Genomic DNA, 15,793 nt, shown 5'->3' on the forward strand with positions numbered 1-15,793 from the left:
CCTATTTTTCATCAAAGCGAATTGGTTTTCTACCTTCAATTGTCGTAATCGATAATGAGTTTGTGATTATTTTTGGCGTTATAAAAATAAGTAACTCATCGTTTTTAAGGGCAATTTGTGTATTCTTAAATAAATTCCCCACTACCGGCAACTGCCCCAAAAAAGGTACTCTGGTAATCGTTTTGCTCTTATCCTGCTGATAAATACCACCAAGTACTATAGTTTGTCCATTGCTAACAAGCACATTCGTCTGAATTTCTTTAGTTGCAATGGCGGGTACTCCATTAAATGTGAGGTTAGGTAATGCCGTATCCTGATTAATTTTCAGCTCCATCAGGATCTTACTATCAGGAGTAATTTGCGGCGTTACTTTTAAACTTAATACCGCTTTTTTGAAAGCTACAGCGGTCGCGCCACTTGAGGTGGCTTCCTGATAGGGAATCTCTTGTCCCGAATCAATTACAGCAGGCTGTTGATTTGCTGTTATAAGTCTCGGACTGGATATCAATTCGGCAAGGCCCTCGCTTTCTAAAGCAGACAGTTCAAGATCAAGTAAAATATTATCGCCAAGCTGCGCTAATGCGATACCGATAGAAGCAGGTGTCGCGCCCATCACCGGAGCAGCAACTAAATCCAGGTTTAATCTGTCTGTAAATGGTACGACATTTGCCGGAGCAACTCCTTGTGTCAACTGATTGGCACCAGCCAAGGTACCACTTAAATGAGTTGGCTTGGAAACACCCCAGCGAATACCAAGATCTTGAGCAAAATCCTTGGTCACCTCGACGATACGCGCCTCTATAAGCACTTGTTTGACGGGTACATCCAACTGTTTGATCAACTCCCTGACTTCATTTATCCGAGTTCCACTGTCTTGAATCCAGATGGTATTTGTTCGCGTATCAACACTTACTCGGCCTTTCTCCGATAGAAGAGAATTTTGTTTGTCTTTAATCAAAATCGCAAGATCTGTGGCTTTGGCATAATTGATCTGGATGAGCTCTGAACGTACTGGCTCAAGCTTTTGAATAGCGCGTTGTGTCTTCAGCTCCTCTGCCTCCATTTTATCAAAAGAAGCTTTATAGTCGATCAACATCACATTCCCTATCTGACGCTTCACTAAACCTTGTGTCGTCAAAATAATATCCAAAGCTTGATCCCAAGGAATATTATTTAACCTAAGGGTAATATTACCCTTAACTTTATCACTCACTACAATATTGATTCCAGTAAAATCAGCCAGCAACTGCAATACAGCTCGTATACTGATGTTTTGGAAATTTAAAGAAATTCTTCTTCCAGAAAAAACCTTCTTTTTCAATTTGGCCTGTTGCGCCTCTTCTGGAGTCAAAGGAAATACATCAACCATAAATTGCTTATTAACCTGATACACGTATTGGCCAAAAGCGCCTGTACCTGCTAATCTCATATGTGCATTTTTACCTTTTTGTTGAAAAGTAACGATTTGTACAGGGCTACGGAAATCTGAAACATCAAAACGTTTCCTTAAGTTCTGAGGAGCTTTCGTATTTAAAAATTTAACTAAAATTTCTTTATCATGCTCTTCGACCTCAATGGGGGCAGTGGTACTGGAAACATCCACTATTGCTCGACCGCCCTGCCGCTCAATTCCTCGAAAATCAAAATGAGTGAGCTCATAATTTGTTCTGACTGGACGATGGGTGATTAGAAGCTCTTTAGGGGGTTGGAATAACTCATTACTTTTGCCATTCAAAATAAGAGTATATACATTTCCAGAAATTGAGCCTAAATAAGGTACTGCATAGTTTAAATCCAATATAGCCCGAACACGGGTGCCCACTGCAACAACAGTATATTTATCAAGAGAACCTATTTTAATTTCTTTTGTTTTCTGTTTGGATGGTAACTGCAGGTTAGAATCAATAAAATCAAGGATTATACGCGCCGGACTTTGGGTCACAAAGCTTGCAGGGTCTCGCTTTATAGGTTGCGCAAACTCGAAGTCCATACGCAGCTTTCCCTGTGGTAAAGGAATTAACTTGACTGATACCAAAGGATTATTCTGGGCAAAAGCCATCCCTAAGCCCATACTAATTAAAATGAATAAAACAACAATTCTCCGCACTTTTGCTCCTACTTCCCAGTATATAATTCAAGCGTCATTTTATGTTTCTCCCACTCTCCTGATTTTTGTGTTGTTTCTATTAATTGAATTGAATCATTTTTAATTGATACAACACGGCCATAATTCTGGCCCATATAATTACCAATTCCCACATGCGTAATGTCTGAGCTGGGGAGTTTGATCAATGCCCATATTTCATTTCCTCGCCTTAAAGTGCCTACAAATTTTAAAGCATCCAAAGGATAAGCTTCCCAAGGCTCTTTCGGCCTATTTTTATCCGGGGCATTAATATCAACCTCTTTCTTTTTTTGAGTTATAGGCTTAAATGGATTGCGCCTATTGCCATTATCAGGAAATTTAAAAGTAGGCAAAAGCGCAAAAGAAGGGATTGGTTCAATCTCTCGTGTTTTTCTGTGTTTTGCCTCGTTGATATAGCGCACTAGATCATCATGATTACCGGAACAAGCAATCAGCAATAAAGACAATGAACAGATACAAACAACTCTTTGTGTTCGGTTTATCATTGTGTGCGATATCGATATATTTTAGCTGTGATGTTCATCACCAACTCATCCTCTGAAACCACTTTGTTATCTTTGGAGGACAACCCTGCAATACTAAAGTCATGTAAGGTTACAATACGACTCATTTCGGCGACCCGACTTATAAACATTGCCAATTGAAAATAAGTTCCTACTACTGAAATTTTTATGGGACGCTCAACATAAAACTCATGTACTACCTCAGGTTGTGGCGCGAATAACTCAAACTTTAAGCCTGATGCTACCCCTGTTTTGGAAATATCTTCTAATAAACCGGGCATCTGATTTTTTTCCGGAAGCTGTTTGAGCATTAATGCAAAACGCTCCATCATAACTTGCAGTTGCAGACGATAGGCTGGCAAATTAAATAATTGGCGTTGCTTGTTTTCAAAATCTGCTTTTAAAGTAGCCTCCTGCCCTTTTAGCTTATTATACTGAGCAAAATTGTCTTGTATGATTAGCCAATAACCCAGAGCAATAATTAAAATATTCACTCCCATAAAAATGCAGGTTTTAACCACTACGGGCCATTGCCCAACATTTTCCAGAGTTAATTCACTCAGGTTAATGTTATTCATCGTATTATCCCGATCTGGAGAGGGGCAAGCACAAAAGTTAATTTAAATTCATTATTAGCTGTGTGCTGTTTCTTTTTTTCATCCTCTTCTTTCTTGATTTCACTAAGAAGAGGATTATGAAGCCAGTCATTATTTTCTATATTCCTCATTAATATGGAAACAAAAGCATTTGATTCAGTATAGCCAGAAACAGTAATGACATCATTTTTCCCTTCTACCTGAGTTAAATAGATTCCTGATGGGGTTATATTGATCAATTCATCAAATAAATGAACCATTAAAGTTCGTGTGGATTGTAAATGCTGAACTATAGACATTCTGGAAATCATCATTTCCCTAGCTTTTTGCAAATTTTTTATTTCTTTTATTTGCGCATCCATAGAATTAATTTCTTTCTGAAGTATCTGATTCCGCGTGACTTGATTCCTTACCAAGCCTGAAGCATATGAGTTAATTAAAAATACAATAAATGCTGCGGCGACAATGCACGCCAGTAGTATCGTTGTAAACAGCTTTTTTTCCTGCTCCCGCCTTAACTCCCGCCAAGGAAGAAGGTTAACTTGCGTCATATAATCTCACTTAATATCCCTTAATGCCAAACCACAAGCTACCATGAGCGCAGGAGCATCATGCTTTATTGAGTCCAAATTTACTATTTTTCCTGGAGTCATATATGAAAAAGGATTGGCAATCGTGGTACTCATCCCTAATCGCTCCTGAATCAAAGCTACCAATCCAGGCAGCTTAGCTAATCCTCCAGACAGCAAAATATGATCTACCTCCCCGTCCTGGCTTGTAGAATAAAAAAACTGCAGAGTACGTTTGATTTGCAATAAGATATTTTCTTTAAAAGGATCCAAAATTTTTTCCTCATAATCTGCTGGTAATTCTCCGTTATTTTTAGCAAGGGCAGCTTGTTCCAAAGACATGTCATAATACTCAGCAATCGAGTCTATTAATTGCTTGCCGCCAAATTTTTCTTCTCTTGAATAAACCAATTTCATTCCTTGCAATACAAATAAATGTGTATAGCAGGCGCCAATATCAATGATAGCAATTGTTTTATCTTGTCCGGATGCGGGTAAATCCTTAGCAAGTTGTTGTGCCGCTCTCTCCACAGCATAAGATTCTACGTCAATCACCACAACCTCTAAACCTGCGTGAACTGCAGTCTCAACACGTTGATTCACATTTTCTGCTCGCGATGCAACAATAAGTACGTCTAACATACTTGGATTTTTTTCAGAATGTCCCAAAATTTCAAAATCAAGGTTAATTTCATCTATTGGATAAGGAATGTATTTATCAGCTTCAGTAACAATTAGCTCCTCCATCTCCTCATCATTTAAACCTTCATTGATTTGTATCACTTTACTGATTATTGAGGAGTCAGGAACAGCTAAAGCAGCTTGCTTACATGGTGTATGCAAACGGTCAATTACTTTCTTAATGCATTGTGAAACCGCATCAACATCCTTAATTGTGTTCCCATCCATTGCATTTGCTGGTAGTACTTCACGGCCATAATTTTCAACAACGAATGTATCTTCCTGACCTGAAATTTCCAAAACTTTAACTGCTGTCGATGTAATATCTATTCCGAGAATAGAACGATGCTTAGGTTGAAACAATTTGAGCATGTTTTTTATTCCTTTGAATCTTCCATGCATTCAAAAAAACTCCTTTAGGACTATATATTGATGTTAACGTAACCTCTTAAAAAATTACAACATTTTCTGCTTGATTAAACTACTATAATGATGTCATGTTGTCATTTTAACTCTTTAGTTCCACAACAACTTGCGCTTCTCAAAAACATTGAATATAGTGAAAGACCAACTTGTAAGGGGATTTCGCATTTATGTATTAAAAAGGAGATTTTTATGACTAGGTTAGAAGAGTTAATTTATGCATTGGCGACCGTTATAGTCCGTTATCACGACATTCAAGATAATATAGCGACTAAAGATAAATTTGTTACCGCACTTGACCTTACAATGCGCAAAAAAAAATCTCATGATCGCGCAGTAGAAATAATACAGGATACAAAGACCAATTTTGCTCCATACCTAGAAGGAAAGATCAATGCGTGCACAGGTGGCTATCAAGCTCGAAAGGAATTCCTTTCATTCATCTTGAGCACCATTTGTTATCTAAAAGAACAAAATGAAAGAAAGATTCCATTTGAATCCAAAGAATTACAAACATTTCATGAGCAATTAACCCAGTTATTTATTGATTTTCGGCAATTATTAAATGTGTATAAGGGCTCCAAATATCCAGTAACGTTAATTAATTCCAAAAGTGCCAAAACTCAGGAGTTCAATGGTTTATTAAACGATCGGCTTGTAGGTGGTAAATACTGTAATTCAGGCCTATTGCTTATCGATGAAGTCTTTTCTGTACTTCATATGACTACCGACGACTCGAATGCGGAACTCAAAGAGATTGCAAAAAACATCTGTTTGGAACAGCAAACTCTTCTAGAGAATCAATTTGAAAAATTAAAAAAAGTAGATGAAAAAGAACAAAATATTCAAAAATTGGAATTAGAAAAACAAAAGTCTGAGTTAGAGGCTCAAAAATTAGAACTAGAAAAACAGAAATCTGAATTAGAGGCCCAAAAATTAGAACTAGCAAAACAAAAATCTGAATTAGAGGCTCAAAAATTAGAACTAGAAAAACAGAAATCTGAATTAGAGACCCAAAAGCTATTGTTGGAAAAAGAAAAATCAGAGTCAGAATCCCAGATTCTGGAGTTAAAAGAAAAAAATAAAGCACAACTCACAACTATTGAGGAACTACAAAAAGCTAAGTCAGAAGCCCCAACCAGACGCTTTCCTGTTTACCCTCCATTCTATGGAAGTCTTGCTGCATTAAATATGCTTCAACCAGGAACTCATCCTCGATTTTTCCAACCTGTTCAACCACGCTCTTCATCACAAAGTGTACTGGAAGTGGACGATGAGAGCAGCCACGTGCAGAAGACAATAATAGAATGAAAATAAAGAGACATTTACTCTTTATTTAGTATATTGTATTAGATAGCTTACTGTGTTTCATTGAGTTTCTCTGTAAAATTCGATGAAGCACCACAAAATTAGTATAAAATTATTCTCTTTTTTACACAAAACTCGCAATCGCACAACAAATCACTGTATAATACACGCCAAATTTCATTTAAAACATTATGACTCTATGAAAATGGCATACTTCTGGCGTAAAGGTCTATGGGCGCTGATGAGCCTGTTTTTTGTTTTAATCGTGGCTGGTAGTCTATTTTACCTCTATGTTGAAAGCCAACTCCCCAACGTAGATTCATTAAAAACAGTACAATTGCAAGTACCTTTACAAATTTTCAGCAAAGAAGGTTTGCTTATTCAGGAGTATGGCGAAAAAAAACGAATTCCTGTTACTTATGATGAAATCCCCCCCATGCTGATTCATGCTTTGATTGCTACTGAAGATCAACGCTTTTTTGAGCATCCTGGTGTGGATGTTTTAGGTCTTGGACGTGCTGCAGTGCGTATGGTTAAAACTGGAACAAAATCCCAAGGCGGTAGTACCATTACCATGCAGGTTGCGCGTAATTTTTTCTTAAGTCGTAAAAAAACCTTTTTACGGAAATTTAATGAAATTATGCTTGCCATTAAAATAGATAGGGAATTGAGTAAGGAAAAAATTCTCGAACTCTATCTTAACAGAATCTATTTAGGTAATCGTGCTTATGGTGTGGGTGCTGCAGCAATGGTTTATTTTGGTAAACCCCTTAAAGAATTAAATCTGGCAGAACTTGCAATGATTGCTGGTCTTCCTCAAGCACCTTCAACTCAAAACCCCATTGCAAACCCCTTAGCTGCCAAAAAACGGCGCGACCATGTATTAGAGCGCTTGCTGGAAGAGCATTATATCAATGAAGAACAATATCAAAACGCAATAAACCAGCCAATTACGGCGAAGTATCATGGCACTCCTATTGAAGTAAAGGCACCTTATGTTGCTGAAATGATTCGTCAATCCTTATACGATAATTTCGGCCCTGACGCGTATACTAAAGGCTATAAAGTTTACACGACTATTGATGGAAAATTACAAAATACAGCTAATGATGTAGTCGAAAAAAACTTAATTGCTTATGACCACCGACATGGTTATCGAGGACCTGTTGCCACAATTGGTGAAAAAGACAGCAAATCCCTATACTCAATTCAAAAAAATCTAGAAAAATATCCAGAACTTAACCATCTTCTTCCAGCAGTAGTTACCGAAGTCCGGGAAAAAGAAGCAACAGCCACATTACAAAGCGGCCGCACTATTCTTATCCCATGGGCTGGTTTATCTTGGGCAAGGCCAGCGCTTAAAAATGGTTGGGTAGGAAAATCTCCATCCAAAGCCATGCAAGTTGTTGCGGTTGGAGACATTATTTATGTTCATTCAATAAAAGACCATTGGGAATTGGCACAAATCCCTGAAGCTGAATCAGCAATGGTAGCACTTAACCCTAAAAATGGTGCCATAGAGGTGCTCGTTGGTGGATTCAATTTCCAAAAAAGCAAATTTAACCGGGCAACTCAATCCAGCAGACAACCAGGGTCCAGCTTTAAACCTTTTGTTTATGCTGCTGCTTTAAATAACGGTTATACCCTGGCAACATTGATTAATGATGCACCTATTGTCGTTGATGACCCAAGTCAGCCCAACTTATGGCGTCCTCATAATGTGAATCTGAAATTTAATGGACCAACACGATTAAAACAAGCCTTGGTTCAATCTAAAAACTTAGTGTCCATACGTATTCTTGATGATATAGGAATCAATTACACCATCGATTTCCTAGCCCGTTTTGGATTTAATAAAAAAGCCCTTCCTAGAGGCTTGTCTCTGGCTTTAGGCAGTTTATCGATTAGCCCTATGGAGCTGACTGCTGCTTATGCTGTTTTCGCAAATGGTGGTTATAAAGTCGAACCTTATCTCATCGATCATATTACTGATGCAGATGGCAAGATATTGTTGCAGGCCAAACCAACCGTTGTTTGTAATAACTGCGACAACAATGTAGACCATTCAACCCTAGCTCCGCGAGTTATTCCTGAAGACATTAACTTTTTAATGTATACCGCTTTAAAAGATGTTATTCAGCATGGTACTGCTCGCGCAGCTCGTGTGCTTAATCGCCAAGACATTGCAGGCAAGACCGGGACAACTAATGACCAAGTAGACGCCTGGTTTGCTGGGTTTAATCCTGACCTCGTTGCCACAACATGGATAGGTTTTGATAACCCTAAATCCTTGCATGAATATGCTGCGGGACTCGCTTTGCCTTTATGGATCGACTTTATGAAAGTTGCCTTGAGAGGAAAACCTGAAAGTGAAATGAGACAACCTGAGGATGTAGTCGCAGTTCGCATTGATCCCAATAGTGGTTTATTGGCGCGTCCTAATCAGGCAAATGGCATCATCGAGTATTTTCGTAATAAAGAAGTTCCTGCGGAAGAAGATCCAACTCCTGTCTTTAATGCGAGTAATGATCAGCAACAACCGCCAATGAGCGAAGACAGTTTGTTTTAAATTAATGTAGCCTAAAGGCACAGTGGAACTCGGGAGTTCCTGGCATAAATTTCCCGGGTTACGGCTTCGCCTTCACCCAGGCTACAATTTATAGAGTAAATCAGACAACAATAAAACTTTATCGACCAGCCAATGCGATTGCTGCAGGTGTATACTCATAGCCTAAATCACGGGCGACTGCATCAAAGGTAATTTTACCCTGATGAACGTTTAAGCCATTAAGTAAATGCTTATCATTCAATAAAGCCAACTTCACACCCTTAGTTACAATGCTTAAAACAAAAGGTAAAGTTGCATTATTCAAAGCAAAGGTTGATGTTCTTGGCACAGCACCCGGCATATTTGCAACACAATAATGCACCACATTATCGACAACATATGTAGGTTCTTGATGTGTTGTGGGTCGACTTGTTTCGAAACATCCACCTTGGTCAATGGCTACATCCACCAGTACCGAACCAGGTCGCATTGATTTAAGCATGGCACGAGACATTAATTTGGGTGCTGCTGCCCCAGGTACTAACACTGCACCAATCACTAAATCAGCGCTAGCGGTATATCTTTCTATGGCATCCGCAGTAGAATAAACCGTATTGATCTTAGAGCCAAATTGGAAATCTAACTCGTTTAAACGTTGTAAGGAACGATCAAGTACTGTCACTCGAGCTTCCATACCCATAGCCATACGTACTGCATTAGTACCAACTACCCCTCCTCCAATAACTACGACATTTGCTGCAGCCACTCCAGGAACACCCCCGAGTAAAACGCCACTACCACCTTGGGCCATTTCTAAACAATGTGCTCCTGCCTGAATGGACATACGACCGGCAACTTGTGACATAGGAGCCAACAAGGGCAAACCACCATTATCTTCAGTTACTGTTTCATAAGCTATAGCAGTAACTCCAGACTCTTTAAGCATGCGTGCTTGGTGAGGATCCGGCGCCAAATGCAAATAGGTAAATAAATTTTGACCTTCACGAAGACGTTTGCACTCAATGGGTTGCGGTTCTTTTACTTTTACAATAAGTTCAGCTCTGGAAAATACCTCATCCGCACTATCAACAACCTCTGCTCCGGCATGTCGATAATCATCATCAGAAATCCCAATTCCCAATCCAGCACCTTTCTCTACAATAGCAGAGCTGCCTACTCGGATAATTTCCCTAATACTAGAAGGAACAAGACCTACACGATTTTCTTGAGGTTTAATTTCTTTTGGAACACCTACTAACATACTTTCTCCCTCTAACGGTTTTTTAATTGTGCTATTAACTGCGGCACGAGTTCAAATAAATCACCAACCAAACCATAGTCAGCAATTTGAAAAATAGGGGCATCTTCATCCTTATTAATTGCAACAATAATCTTGGAGTCTTTCATCCCAGCCAAATGCTGTACCGCTCCAGAAATTCCCACAGCAATATAAAGCATTGGTGCAACTATCCTTCCGGTTTGCCCCACCTGATAATCATTAGGAACAAACCCGGCATCTACAGCAGCACGGGATGCTCCTACAGCAGCACCAAGTACATCAGCTAACTCTTCAATCAACTTAAACTTCTCGGCACTTTGCAGTCCCCTTCCACCAGAAACAACAATTTTAGCGCTTCCTAGATCAGGGCGTTCAGACTTACTTAGCTCATGTTTAACAAATTGACTACCTTTTGCAATAAATTCTTTATCGATTTGTTCAATGCAACAACTAGCCTGGCTTGTAGTTACTGGATTAAATGCCGTTATTCTAATCGTCAAAACTTTTATCGGATCAAGAACTCGTACAGTCTCTATAGCATTACCAGCGTATATTGGATGCTCGAAGGTATCTTTATTGATAATCTTACTCACATCCGAAACTTGAGACACATCGAGTTGTGCTGCAACGCGTGGTGCAATATTTTTACCAAAAGTACTTGCTGGTACTAATATGGCTTTAAATGAATGCACAAGTGAAAGAATTAAATCACTTATTTGCTCTGCCAATGGATGCTCATAACACGGTTTATCAATGCACCAAACAGCATGCACTCCTGCAAGACTTGCGGCTTGTTCTGCTACCGCTTTGCATTGATGTCCTATAACGAGTAAGGTTGGTTCTCCGCCCAGTTCCAATGCTGCAGCCAGAACATTACGTGTAGATGGATGTAATGTTTGATTATCATGTTCAACGAGTACTAAAGTGCTCATCACGTCCCCCTTTATCAAAGCACTTTGGCTTCATGCTGTAGTTTATCCAATAACGCAGCCACTGATTCAACTTTCACTCCAGCACTGCGAGCATCAGGTTCAGTGACTTTTAATACTTCAACGTGTTTTTTAAGTGACAACCCCAATTTATCTAACTCCATGTCTTCTAAAGGTTTCTTTTTTGCTTTCATGATATTGGGAAGGCTAGCGTATCGTGGTTCATTTAAACGCAAATCCGTGCTGACTACTGCTGGCAAATGCACGTTAATTGTTTCAAGCCCCCCATCAATTTCTCGGGTTACCTGAAGGTGGTCGCTACTTGCTTCGATTTTAGAAGCATACGTTGCCTGGGGCCAATTTAATAAAGAGGCCAACATTTGGGGTGTCTGATTATTATCACCATCAATAGCTTGTTTACCCATTAATACTAAATCAGGCTTTTCATCATCAATAATCTTTTTTAATATTTTTGCGATATTAAGGCTTTCTAAGGAATCTTGCGTGCGAACCAAAATTGCTCTATCAGCGCCTAAAGCTAAGGCATGTCGCAAAGTTTCCTGAGAGCTCTCACTGCCAATACTGACTGCTACCACTTCTGTAGCCCAATTTTTTTCGCGTAAACGTAACGCTTCTTCTATAGCAATTTCATCAAATGGATTCATTGCCATTTTAATATTTTGTGTTTCAACTCCGGAATGGTCCGATTTGACCCGAATTTTGACATAAGGGTCGATTACACGCTTCACTGCCACGAGAACTTTCATAATTCCTCACTGGATAATCAAAACTAACGCATCTTGCCAGAGATACCCTGCCAAATTCAAGGGGTATTTCTATTTTACCTTGAATTTGACAATGGTAAAGACCATGAATATAGCGCCTAAAATTTAGGCATTTAACGAGATACCTGACTTTAAAAACTGCTTTTACGTAGTAGGACATCCTCCTACAGCAAGCTGCATCCCAGAATCATCTTTGAGCAGGCTAATCACACGCTCAGCTCGGTCAACTGCCAAAGCCGTTTTTCCTCCTGGAGTGTAAACACTGGGATCTTTTTTAACTAACTCTAATGCCTTAGAAACTTTCGCAACTTTTTCTTCGACTTGCAAGTCATTGTCTTTATCGATGACACGCATTCTAAGCAAAAATGCGTCTAATGCGCGATGTTTTCCCCCTCCGGCTCTCCAGTTTCTAAAAAATTGCTGCTCTAATAATCCAAGACAGGATTCAATTGGCGCTGCAATCATTTTTAATTCAGGCGTTTTAAAATTATTGCTGGTACTTTGATTCTGGCTTGCAAGAATCAATTCGCGACATAAATTTTCATCTACTGCAGAATCGTCAGATTTCACCTCCGAAGGGGCACCAAGTAATGGTGTTATAAGTGTAGAGCCTATTTGCAAGCTCATCTCATAGCACTGACGGGATGCCCAAAAAGTCATTTCAATTAAACGAACTAATAAAGTAGTTGTGGTCGTGGCAGAAATTATAGTGATTTTTTGCAAGGTATTACCAAGCTTTTGCAACTCTCTTGAATTGCTGTCCGCCATAAATTGGCCACCCTTTAATAAAGCAAAATAAACTGCATAAACAGCAAATAATTCTTCAGCAAAAACAAAAGTACTGAAGCTAATAAAAATCATTGGAAGAAATGAAATTAAAGCACGAATCCCTTTTGGCTTTATTTTCCCTACTTCATCTAAATATCCAGTAGCTTGATCAAATAAACCCAGAAGACTCGCGTAGAAATGACGCTCAGTAAACGTTCGGGAAGTATTTTTTAAGTTTTCCAGCCATTTTTTAAAATCTTCTTGGGTAGTAATTTCATCCAACTTAATCGGTTTAAAATTCTGAGGCGAAGTTAACTTCCCATAGCAAAGCGATAATGTTTTAAAACAAGCTCCATCATTGCGATTTTCAGACAGATTACTCTCAATCCATTTTGCTTCCGGACCGAATTTTCCTATAAGGTCCGGATGGAAATTCAAAGATAAAATTTTATAATTTTTTTTTATTTTTGTTTTATCCGGACCATCTTTAAGCAACAATTTATTAATTAACTTAATAAAATCTGCGTCTAGTCGTAAAAGAGCCTCTTTGTTCAAGTCATTTGTATAACACTCTTTTTCTTTATCATAACTGGCATAGATGCTAACCAGAGTTTTTAATTCAGTCTCTATAGTCATAACCTCTCCCTAGATTGGCTATTTAGGATCGATACTGCTAAAACTCGTTAACTTTCTGAAATCCTAGTTATCGCATAGTACAATCCATTTTGTTGAACCAATTCTTCCGTTTCATGTATTCTGTAAAAAAGCCAACAACCAACAAACTAATATAAAATGCACTCATCACATCACTTAAGTAATGAAAAAATAACAAAACTCTTGAGGCAGCAACTAAAAGAGCAACAACAAGCAACACATAAAAATATCGAGGAAAAATCATCCCTAACCCTGCGGCTAAACTAATAACCGTTGTCGTATGTCCTGAAGGCAAAGACCAATAATTTGAACTTAACTTAAACCAATAAAATCCAAACTCATTACTGGAAAATAATAATTCAGGGCGAGCACGGCTCAATGCAACTTTTAAAATCAAACAAACCAAATTGGCTAAAAGTACACAACCCAGTAAATACCATGATCGCGCTTCATAAACAGTATTAACTTGAATGTATCGAAAATACAATCCGGCGATAAAAAATAAAATGATATAAGCAACCCATTTTCCCAATGCAGTCAATAGTACTAAAAAGGGAATATTGACTCTAAAATCCAACTGGTAAAAATAAGTTGCCAAAGGCTTATCTACAAAATAATAGGCTAAAATAACCAAAAATGCATAGGAAATAATAACCCAAGGTTTTTTCATAAAATTAAATAACTTTTCAAACTGCGACATCAATCCAATCCTTATTTTTCACGTAAGTACCATGGAATGGTAATAACAATTGTATTAGGATCTCGCTTTAAAAACAGTAAAGCGCGTAATCCTGTGGCATGAATATTGTGTAATAAGTGTTCATACCATTTAGGTTCTACTAACTCAGGTATAATAAGGGCAATCAGCCTATCTTTCCTCTCTTTTCTTACTTTATCTACAAAATTTAATAATGGCTTATAAATACGTCGATAAGGCGATTTAATAATTTCTAGTTTAGGCATCCCTTTATCTGCTTTTTTGGCTGGCATTTCAATCAGCTTATGCCAAAGTTGTTGCAAACGTCCAACATCTTCATATCCTGCATCAATAAAAACAGCAGTAATATCATCTGAGAGCAGCATTCCAAATTGAACTGCTTTTTCTGCGATTAAATCCAAACCACGTATTGGAATAATGACTACAGGGTGTTTTAGAGAACGAGGATGTATTTTTATTGGATTTTCAATTTCGCGGGCAATTTTATTATAATGACGTTTAATACGATGCATCAAAAATGCTAATGAAGGCGCAAGAACTATAATTATCCAGGCACCTTCTATAAATTTTGTGATAATAATAATAAAAAGTGCGATTGCAGTGATTAAAGCACCCAGAGCATTGATTACTAATTTATAGCGAACGTGCCGATTTTCTTTGCGTAACCAATGCACTACCATGCCAATCTGTGAAAAAAGAAAAGCACTAAAAGCTCCCACAGCAAATAATGGAATTAGATTATGGGTAATTCCCTTAAAAACGATCAAAATCATACCCGAAAAAATTGCCAAAATGATAATTCCTGCTGAAAACACCAGGCGTCTTCCTCGCTCAGCAAAAAAATAAGGCAAATAATTATCTTCAGCAAGGAAACGGCATACCCTCGGAAAAGCTGAAAAACTGGTTTGTGCTGAATAGGCAAGAACAGTAAAAATACTGGCAATCGAAATATAGTAAAAAATACCCTTCCCTGTAGACGCCTCAACTAATTGTGACAGTATGGTTTTATATCCCGGCTGATTTTGATCCATGGCTACAATATGATAAGCAGGGCAAAGATAACCAATGAGTATTAAAAATAGAGCAAGTGTGCCAACAATTACAGTCAACGTCCATTGTGCATTTCTAACAGTCGGTTTGCGAAATAAAGATACTGCATTACTAACTGCCTCTACCCCGGTCATCGCAGTTAAACCATTAGCAAAAGCGGTTAATAGTATCCAAAATGTTAACGTTTCGACGGTACTTGCTTCAGTTTTTGCCAAGTCATTTACAGGTTGTGGATGCCCACCACTACTCCAGACATCGACTAATCCGACACACAGGGCAATTAGCATGCACAATATAAAAATAATTACTGGAATTACAAAAAGTGTTCCTGTTTCCCGAATTCCCCGCAAATTAATTACCGTGAGCATAAATAAGATCGCAAGACATAATGTCAGTGTATAGGGCTGTAATGCAGGAATTGCCGATACTATAGCACCTACACCCGCTGATATGCCGACAGTAACATTTAATAAATAATCCAGTATTAATGAAATTGCTGCACCTATACCGTATTTTCTGCCCAAATTATCACCAGCAACTATGTAAGCTCCACCTCCCTGTGGATATGCTGCAATTACTTGCATATAAGAAAAATACAGAGACATAAGAACAAGGACAACAAAGAGAGAAATAGTAAAAAAATGATGTAACCCGATGATTCCTGCTGGCAGCAGTACTGTGAGTGCTGCTTCTGGTCCATAGGCTGTTGAGGACAAAGCATCCAATCCAAGTGCAGGAACCCCAGTTAATACTGACAATTCTTGTTTTTTCTTGGACTTTAAAGTAAGAGGCTTCCCTAAAATTTTATCGATTAATGACATATCCCTAATGTCCTC

General features: G+C 38.4%; 13 protein-coding genes. 2 read left to right on the plus strand and 11 right to left on the minus strand.

Annotation, left to right across the window (positions count from 1 at the left end; all coding sequences use genetic code 11):
* Nucleotide 1 precedes the first annotated feature (1 nt).
* The 5 genes from A8O27_RS01310 to A8O27_RS01330 are packed head-to-tail and all read right to left on the minus strand — an operon-like array spanning nucleotide 2 to nucleotide 4,867.
* Nucleotides 2-2,107, minus strand: a complete 2,106-nt coding sequence (locus A8O27_RS01310) for a type IV pilus secretin PilQ (protein ID WP_058460410.1) — start codon at nucleotides 2,105-2,107, stop codon at nucleotides 2-4.
* An 8-nt stretch (nucleotides 2,108-2,115) separates the two neighbouring features.
* Complete coding sequence (locus tag A8O27_RS01315; RefSeq protein ID WP_058460409.1) at nucleotides 2,116-2,631, minus strand: pilus assembly protein PilP; 516 nt, start codon at nucleotides 2,629-2,631, stop codon at nucleotides 2,116-2,118.
* Nucleotides 2,628-3,227 (minus strand): type IV pilus inner membrane component PilO, encoded by a 600-nt coding sequence (locus tag A8O27_RS01320; protein ID WP_058460408.1) that lies wholly within the window; start codon nucleotides 3,225-3,227, stop codon nucleotides 2,628-2,630. The genes A8O27_RS01315 and A8O27_RS01320 overlap by 4 nt, the downstream gene beginning before the upstream one ends.
* Nucleotides 3,224-3,796, minus strand: coding sequence for a PilN domain-containing protein (locus A8O27_RS01325; protein ID WP_058460407.1), 573 nt, complete (start codon nucleotides 3,794-3,796; stop codon nucleotides 3,224-3,226). The genes A8O27_RS01320 and A8O27_RS01325 overlap by 4 nt, the downstream gene beginning before the upstream one ends.
* Before the next feature lie 6 nt (nucleotides 3,797-3,802).
* Nucleotides 3,803-4,867: a pilus assembly protein PilM gene (locus A8O27_RS01330; RefSeq protein ID WP_058460567.1), complete on the minus strand. Its 1,065-nt coding sequence runs from the start codon at nucleotides 4,865-4,867 to the stop codon at nucleotides 3,803-3,805.
* Between the two features lie 243 nt (nucleotides 4,868-5,110).
* Here A8O27_RS01330 and A8O27_RS01335 point away from each other — a divergent pair, with 243 nt between their 5' ends.
* Both A8O27_RS01335 and A8O27_RS01340 read left to right on the plus strand, forming a co-directional pair.
* Nucleotides 5,111-6,229 carry a hypothetical protein gene (locus A8O27_RS01335; protein ID WP_058460406.1) on the plus strand — a complete coding sequence of 373 codons (1,119 nt, stop codon included), beginning with the start codon at nucleotides 5,111-5,113 and terminating at the stop codon, nucleotides 6,227-6,229.
* A 196-nt stretch (nucleotides 6,230-6,425) separates the two neighbouring features.
* Nucleotides 6,426-8,795 (plus strand): penicillin-binding protein 1A, encoded by a 2,370-nt coding sequence (locus tag A8O27_RS01340; RefSeq protein ID WP_058460566.1) that lies wholly within the window; start codon nucleotides 6,426-6,428, stop codon nucleotides 8,793-8,795.
* Between the two features lie 118 nt (nucleotides 8,796-8,913).
* On the opposite strand, the gene ald is transcribed toward A8O27_RS01340, so the two are convergent.
* From ald to A8O27_RS01370, 6 genes are all read right to left on the minus strand, one after another.
* Nucleotides 8,914-10,035: an alanine dehydrogenase gene (gene ald, locus A8O27_RS01345; RefSeq protein ID WP_058460405.1), complete on the minus strand. Its 1,122-nt coding sequence runs from the start codon at nucleotides 10,033-10,035 to the stop codon at nucleotides 8,914-8,916.
* A gap of 11 nt (nucleotides 10,036-10,046) precedes the next feature.
* Nucleotides 10,047-10,985 (minus strand): electron transfer flavoprotein subunit alpha/FixB family protein, encoded by a 939-nt coding sequence (locus A8O27_RS01350; protein ID WP_058460404.1) that lies wholly within the window; start codon nucleotides 10,983-10,985, stop codon nucleotides 10,047-10,049.
* A 14-nt stretch (nucleotides 10,986-10,999) separates the two neighbouring features.
* Nucleotides 11,000-11,749: an electron transfer flavoprotein subunit beta/FixA family protein gene (locus tag A8O27_RS01355; protein WP_058460403.1), complete on the minus strand. Its 750-nt coding sequence runs from the start codon at nucleotides 11,747-11,749 to the stop codon at nucleotides 11,000-11,002.
* A 162-nt stretch (nucleotides 11,750-11,911) separates the two neighbouring features.
* Entirely contained in the window at nucleotides 11,912-13,171 is a 1,260-nt protein-coding gene (locus A8O27_RS01360) for a hypothetical protein (protein WP_058460402.1), read from the minus strand.
* Between the two features lie 67 nt (nucleotides 13,172-13,238).
* A complete protein-coding gene (locus tag A8O27_RS01365) occupies nucleotides 13,239-13,889 on the minus strand; it encodes a phosphatase PAP2 family protein (protein WP_058460401.1) in 651 nt (216 codons plus the stop codon).
* An 11-nt stretch (nucleotides 13,890-13,900) separates the two neighbouring features.
* Complete coding sequence (locus A8O27_RS01370; protein WP_058460400.1) at nucleotides 13,901-15,778, minus strand: APC family permease; 1,878 nt, start codon at nucleotides 15,776-15,778, stop codon at nucleotides 13,901-13,903.
* Between the last annotated feature and the right edge of the window lie 15 nt (nucleotides 15,779-15,793).

Origin of the sequence: Legionella bozemanae, assembly GCF_001648595.1 — a bacterium.
GTDB lineage: Bacteria > Pseudomonadota > Gammaproteobacteria > Legionellales > Legionellaceae > Legionella > Legionella bozemanae.

Excerpts from the sequence above, each read along its gene's own strand:
- A8O27_RS01315 (WP_058460409.1), bottom strand. The coding sequence starts at position 2,631 with ATGATAAACCGAACACAAAGAGTTGTTTGTATCTGTTCATTGTCTTTA.
- A8O27_RS01355 (WP_058460403.1), bottom strand. The coding sequence starts at position 11,749 with ATGAAAGTTCTCGTGGCAGTGAAGCGTGTAATCGACCCTTATGTCAAA.
- A8O27_RS01340 (WP_058460566.1), top strand. The coding sequence starts at position 6,426 with ATGAAAATGGCATACTTCTGGCGTAAAGGTCTATGGGCGCTGATGAGC.
- A8O27_RS01350 (WP_058460404.1), bottom strand. The coding sequence starts at position 10,985 with ATGAGCACTTTAGTACTCGTTGAACATGATAATCAAACATTACATCCA.
- A8O27_RS01360 (WP_058460402.1), bottom strand. The coding sequence starts at position 13,171 with ATGACTATAGAGACTGAATTAAAAACTCTGGTTAGCATCTATGCCAGT.
- A8O27_RS01320 (WP_058460408.1), bottom strand. The coding sequence starts at position 3,227 with ATGAATAACATTAACCTGAGTGAATTAACTCTGGAAAATGTTGGGCAA.
- A8O27_RS01370 (WP_058460400.1), bottom strand. The coding sequence starts at position 15,778 with ATGTCATTAATCGATAAAATTTTAGGGAAGCCTCTTACTTTAAAGTCC.
- ald (WP_058460405.1), bottom strand. The coding sequence starts at position 10,035 with ATGTTAGTAGGTGTTCCAAAAGAAATTAAACCTCAAGAAAATCGTGTA.
- A8O27_RS01330 (WP_058460567.1), bottom strand. The coding sequence starts at position 4,867 with ATGCTCAAATTGTTTCAACCTAAGCATCGTTCTATTCTCGGAATAGAT.
- A8O27_RS01335 (WP_058460406.1), top strand. The coding sequence starts at position 5,111 with ATGACTAGGTTAGAAGAGTTAATTTATGCATTGGCGACCGTTATAGTC.
- A8O27_RS01365 (WP_058460401.1), bottom strand. The coding sequence starts at position 13,889 with ATGTCGCAGTTTGAAAAGTTATTTAATTTTATGAAAAAACCTTGGGTT.
- A8O27_RS01325 (WP_058460407.1), bottom strand. The coding sequence starts at position 3,796 with ATGACGCAAGTTAACCTTCTTCCTTGGCGGGAGTTAAGGCGGGAGCAG.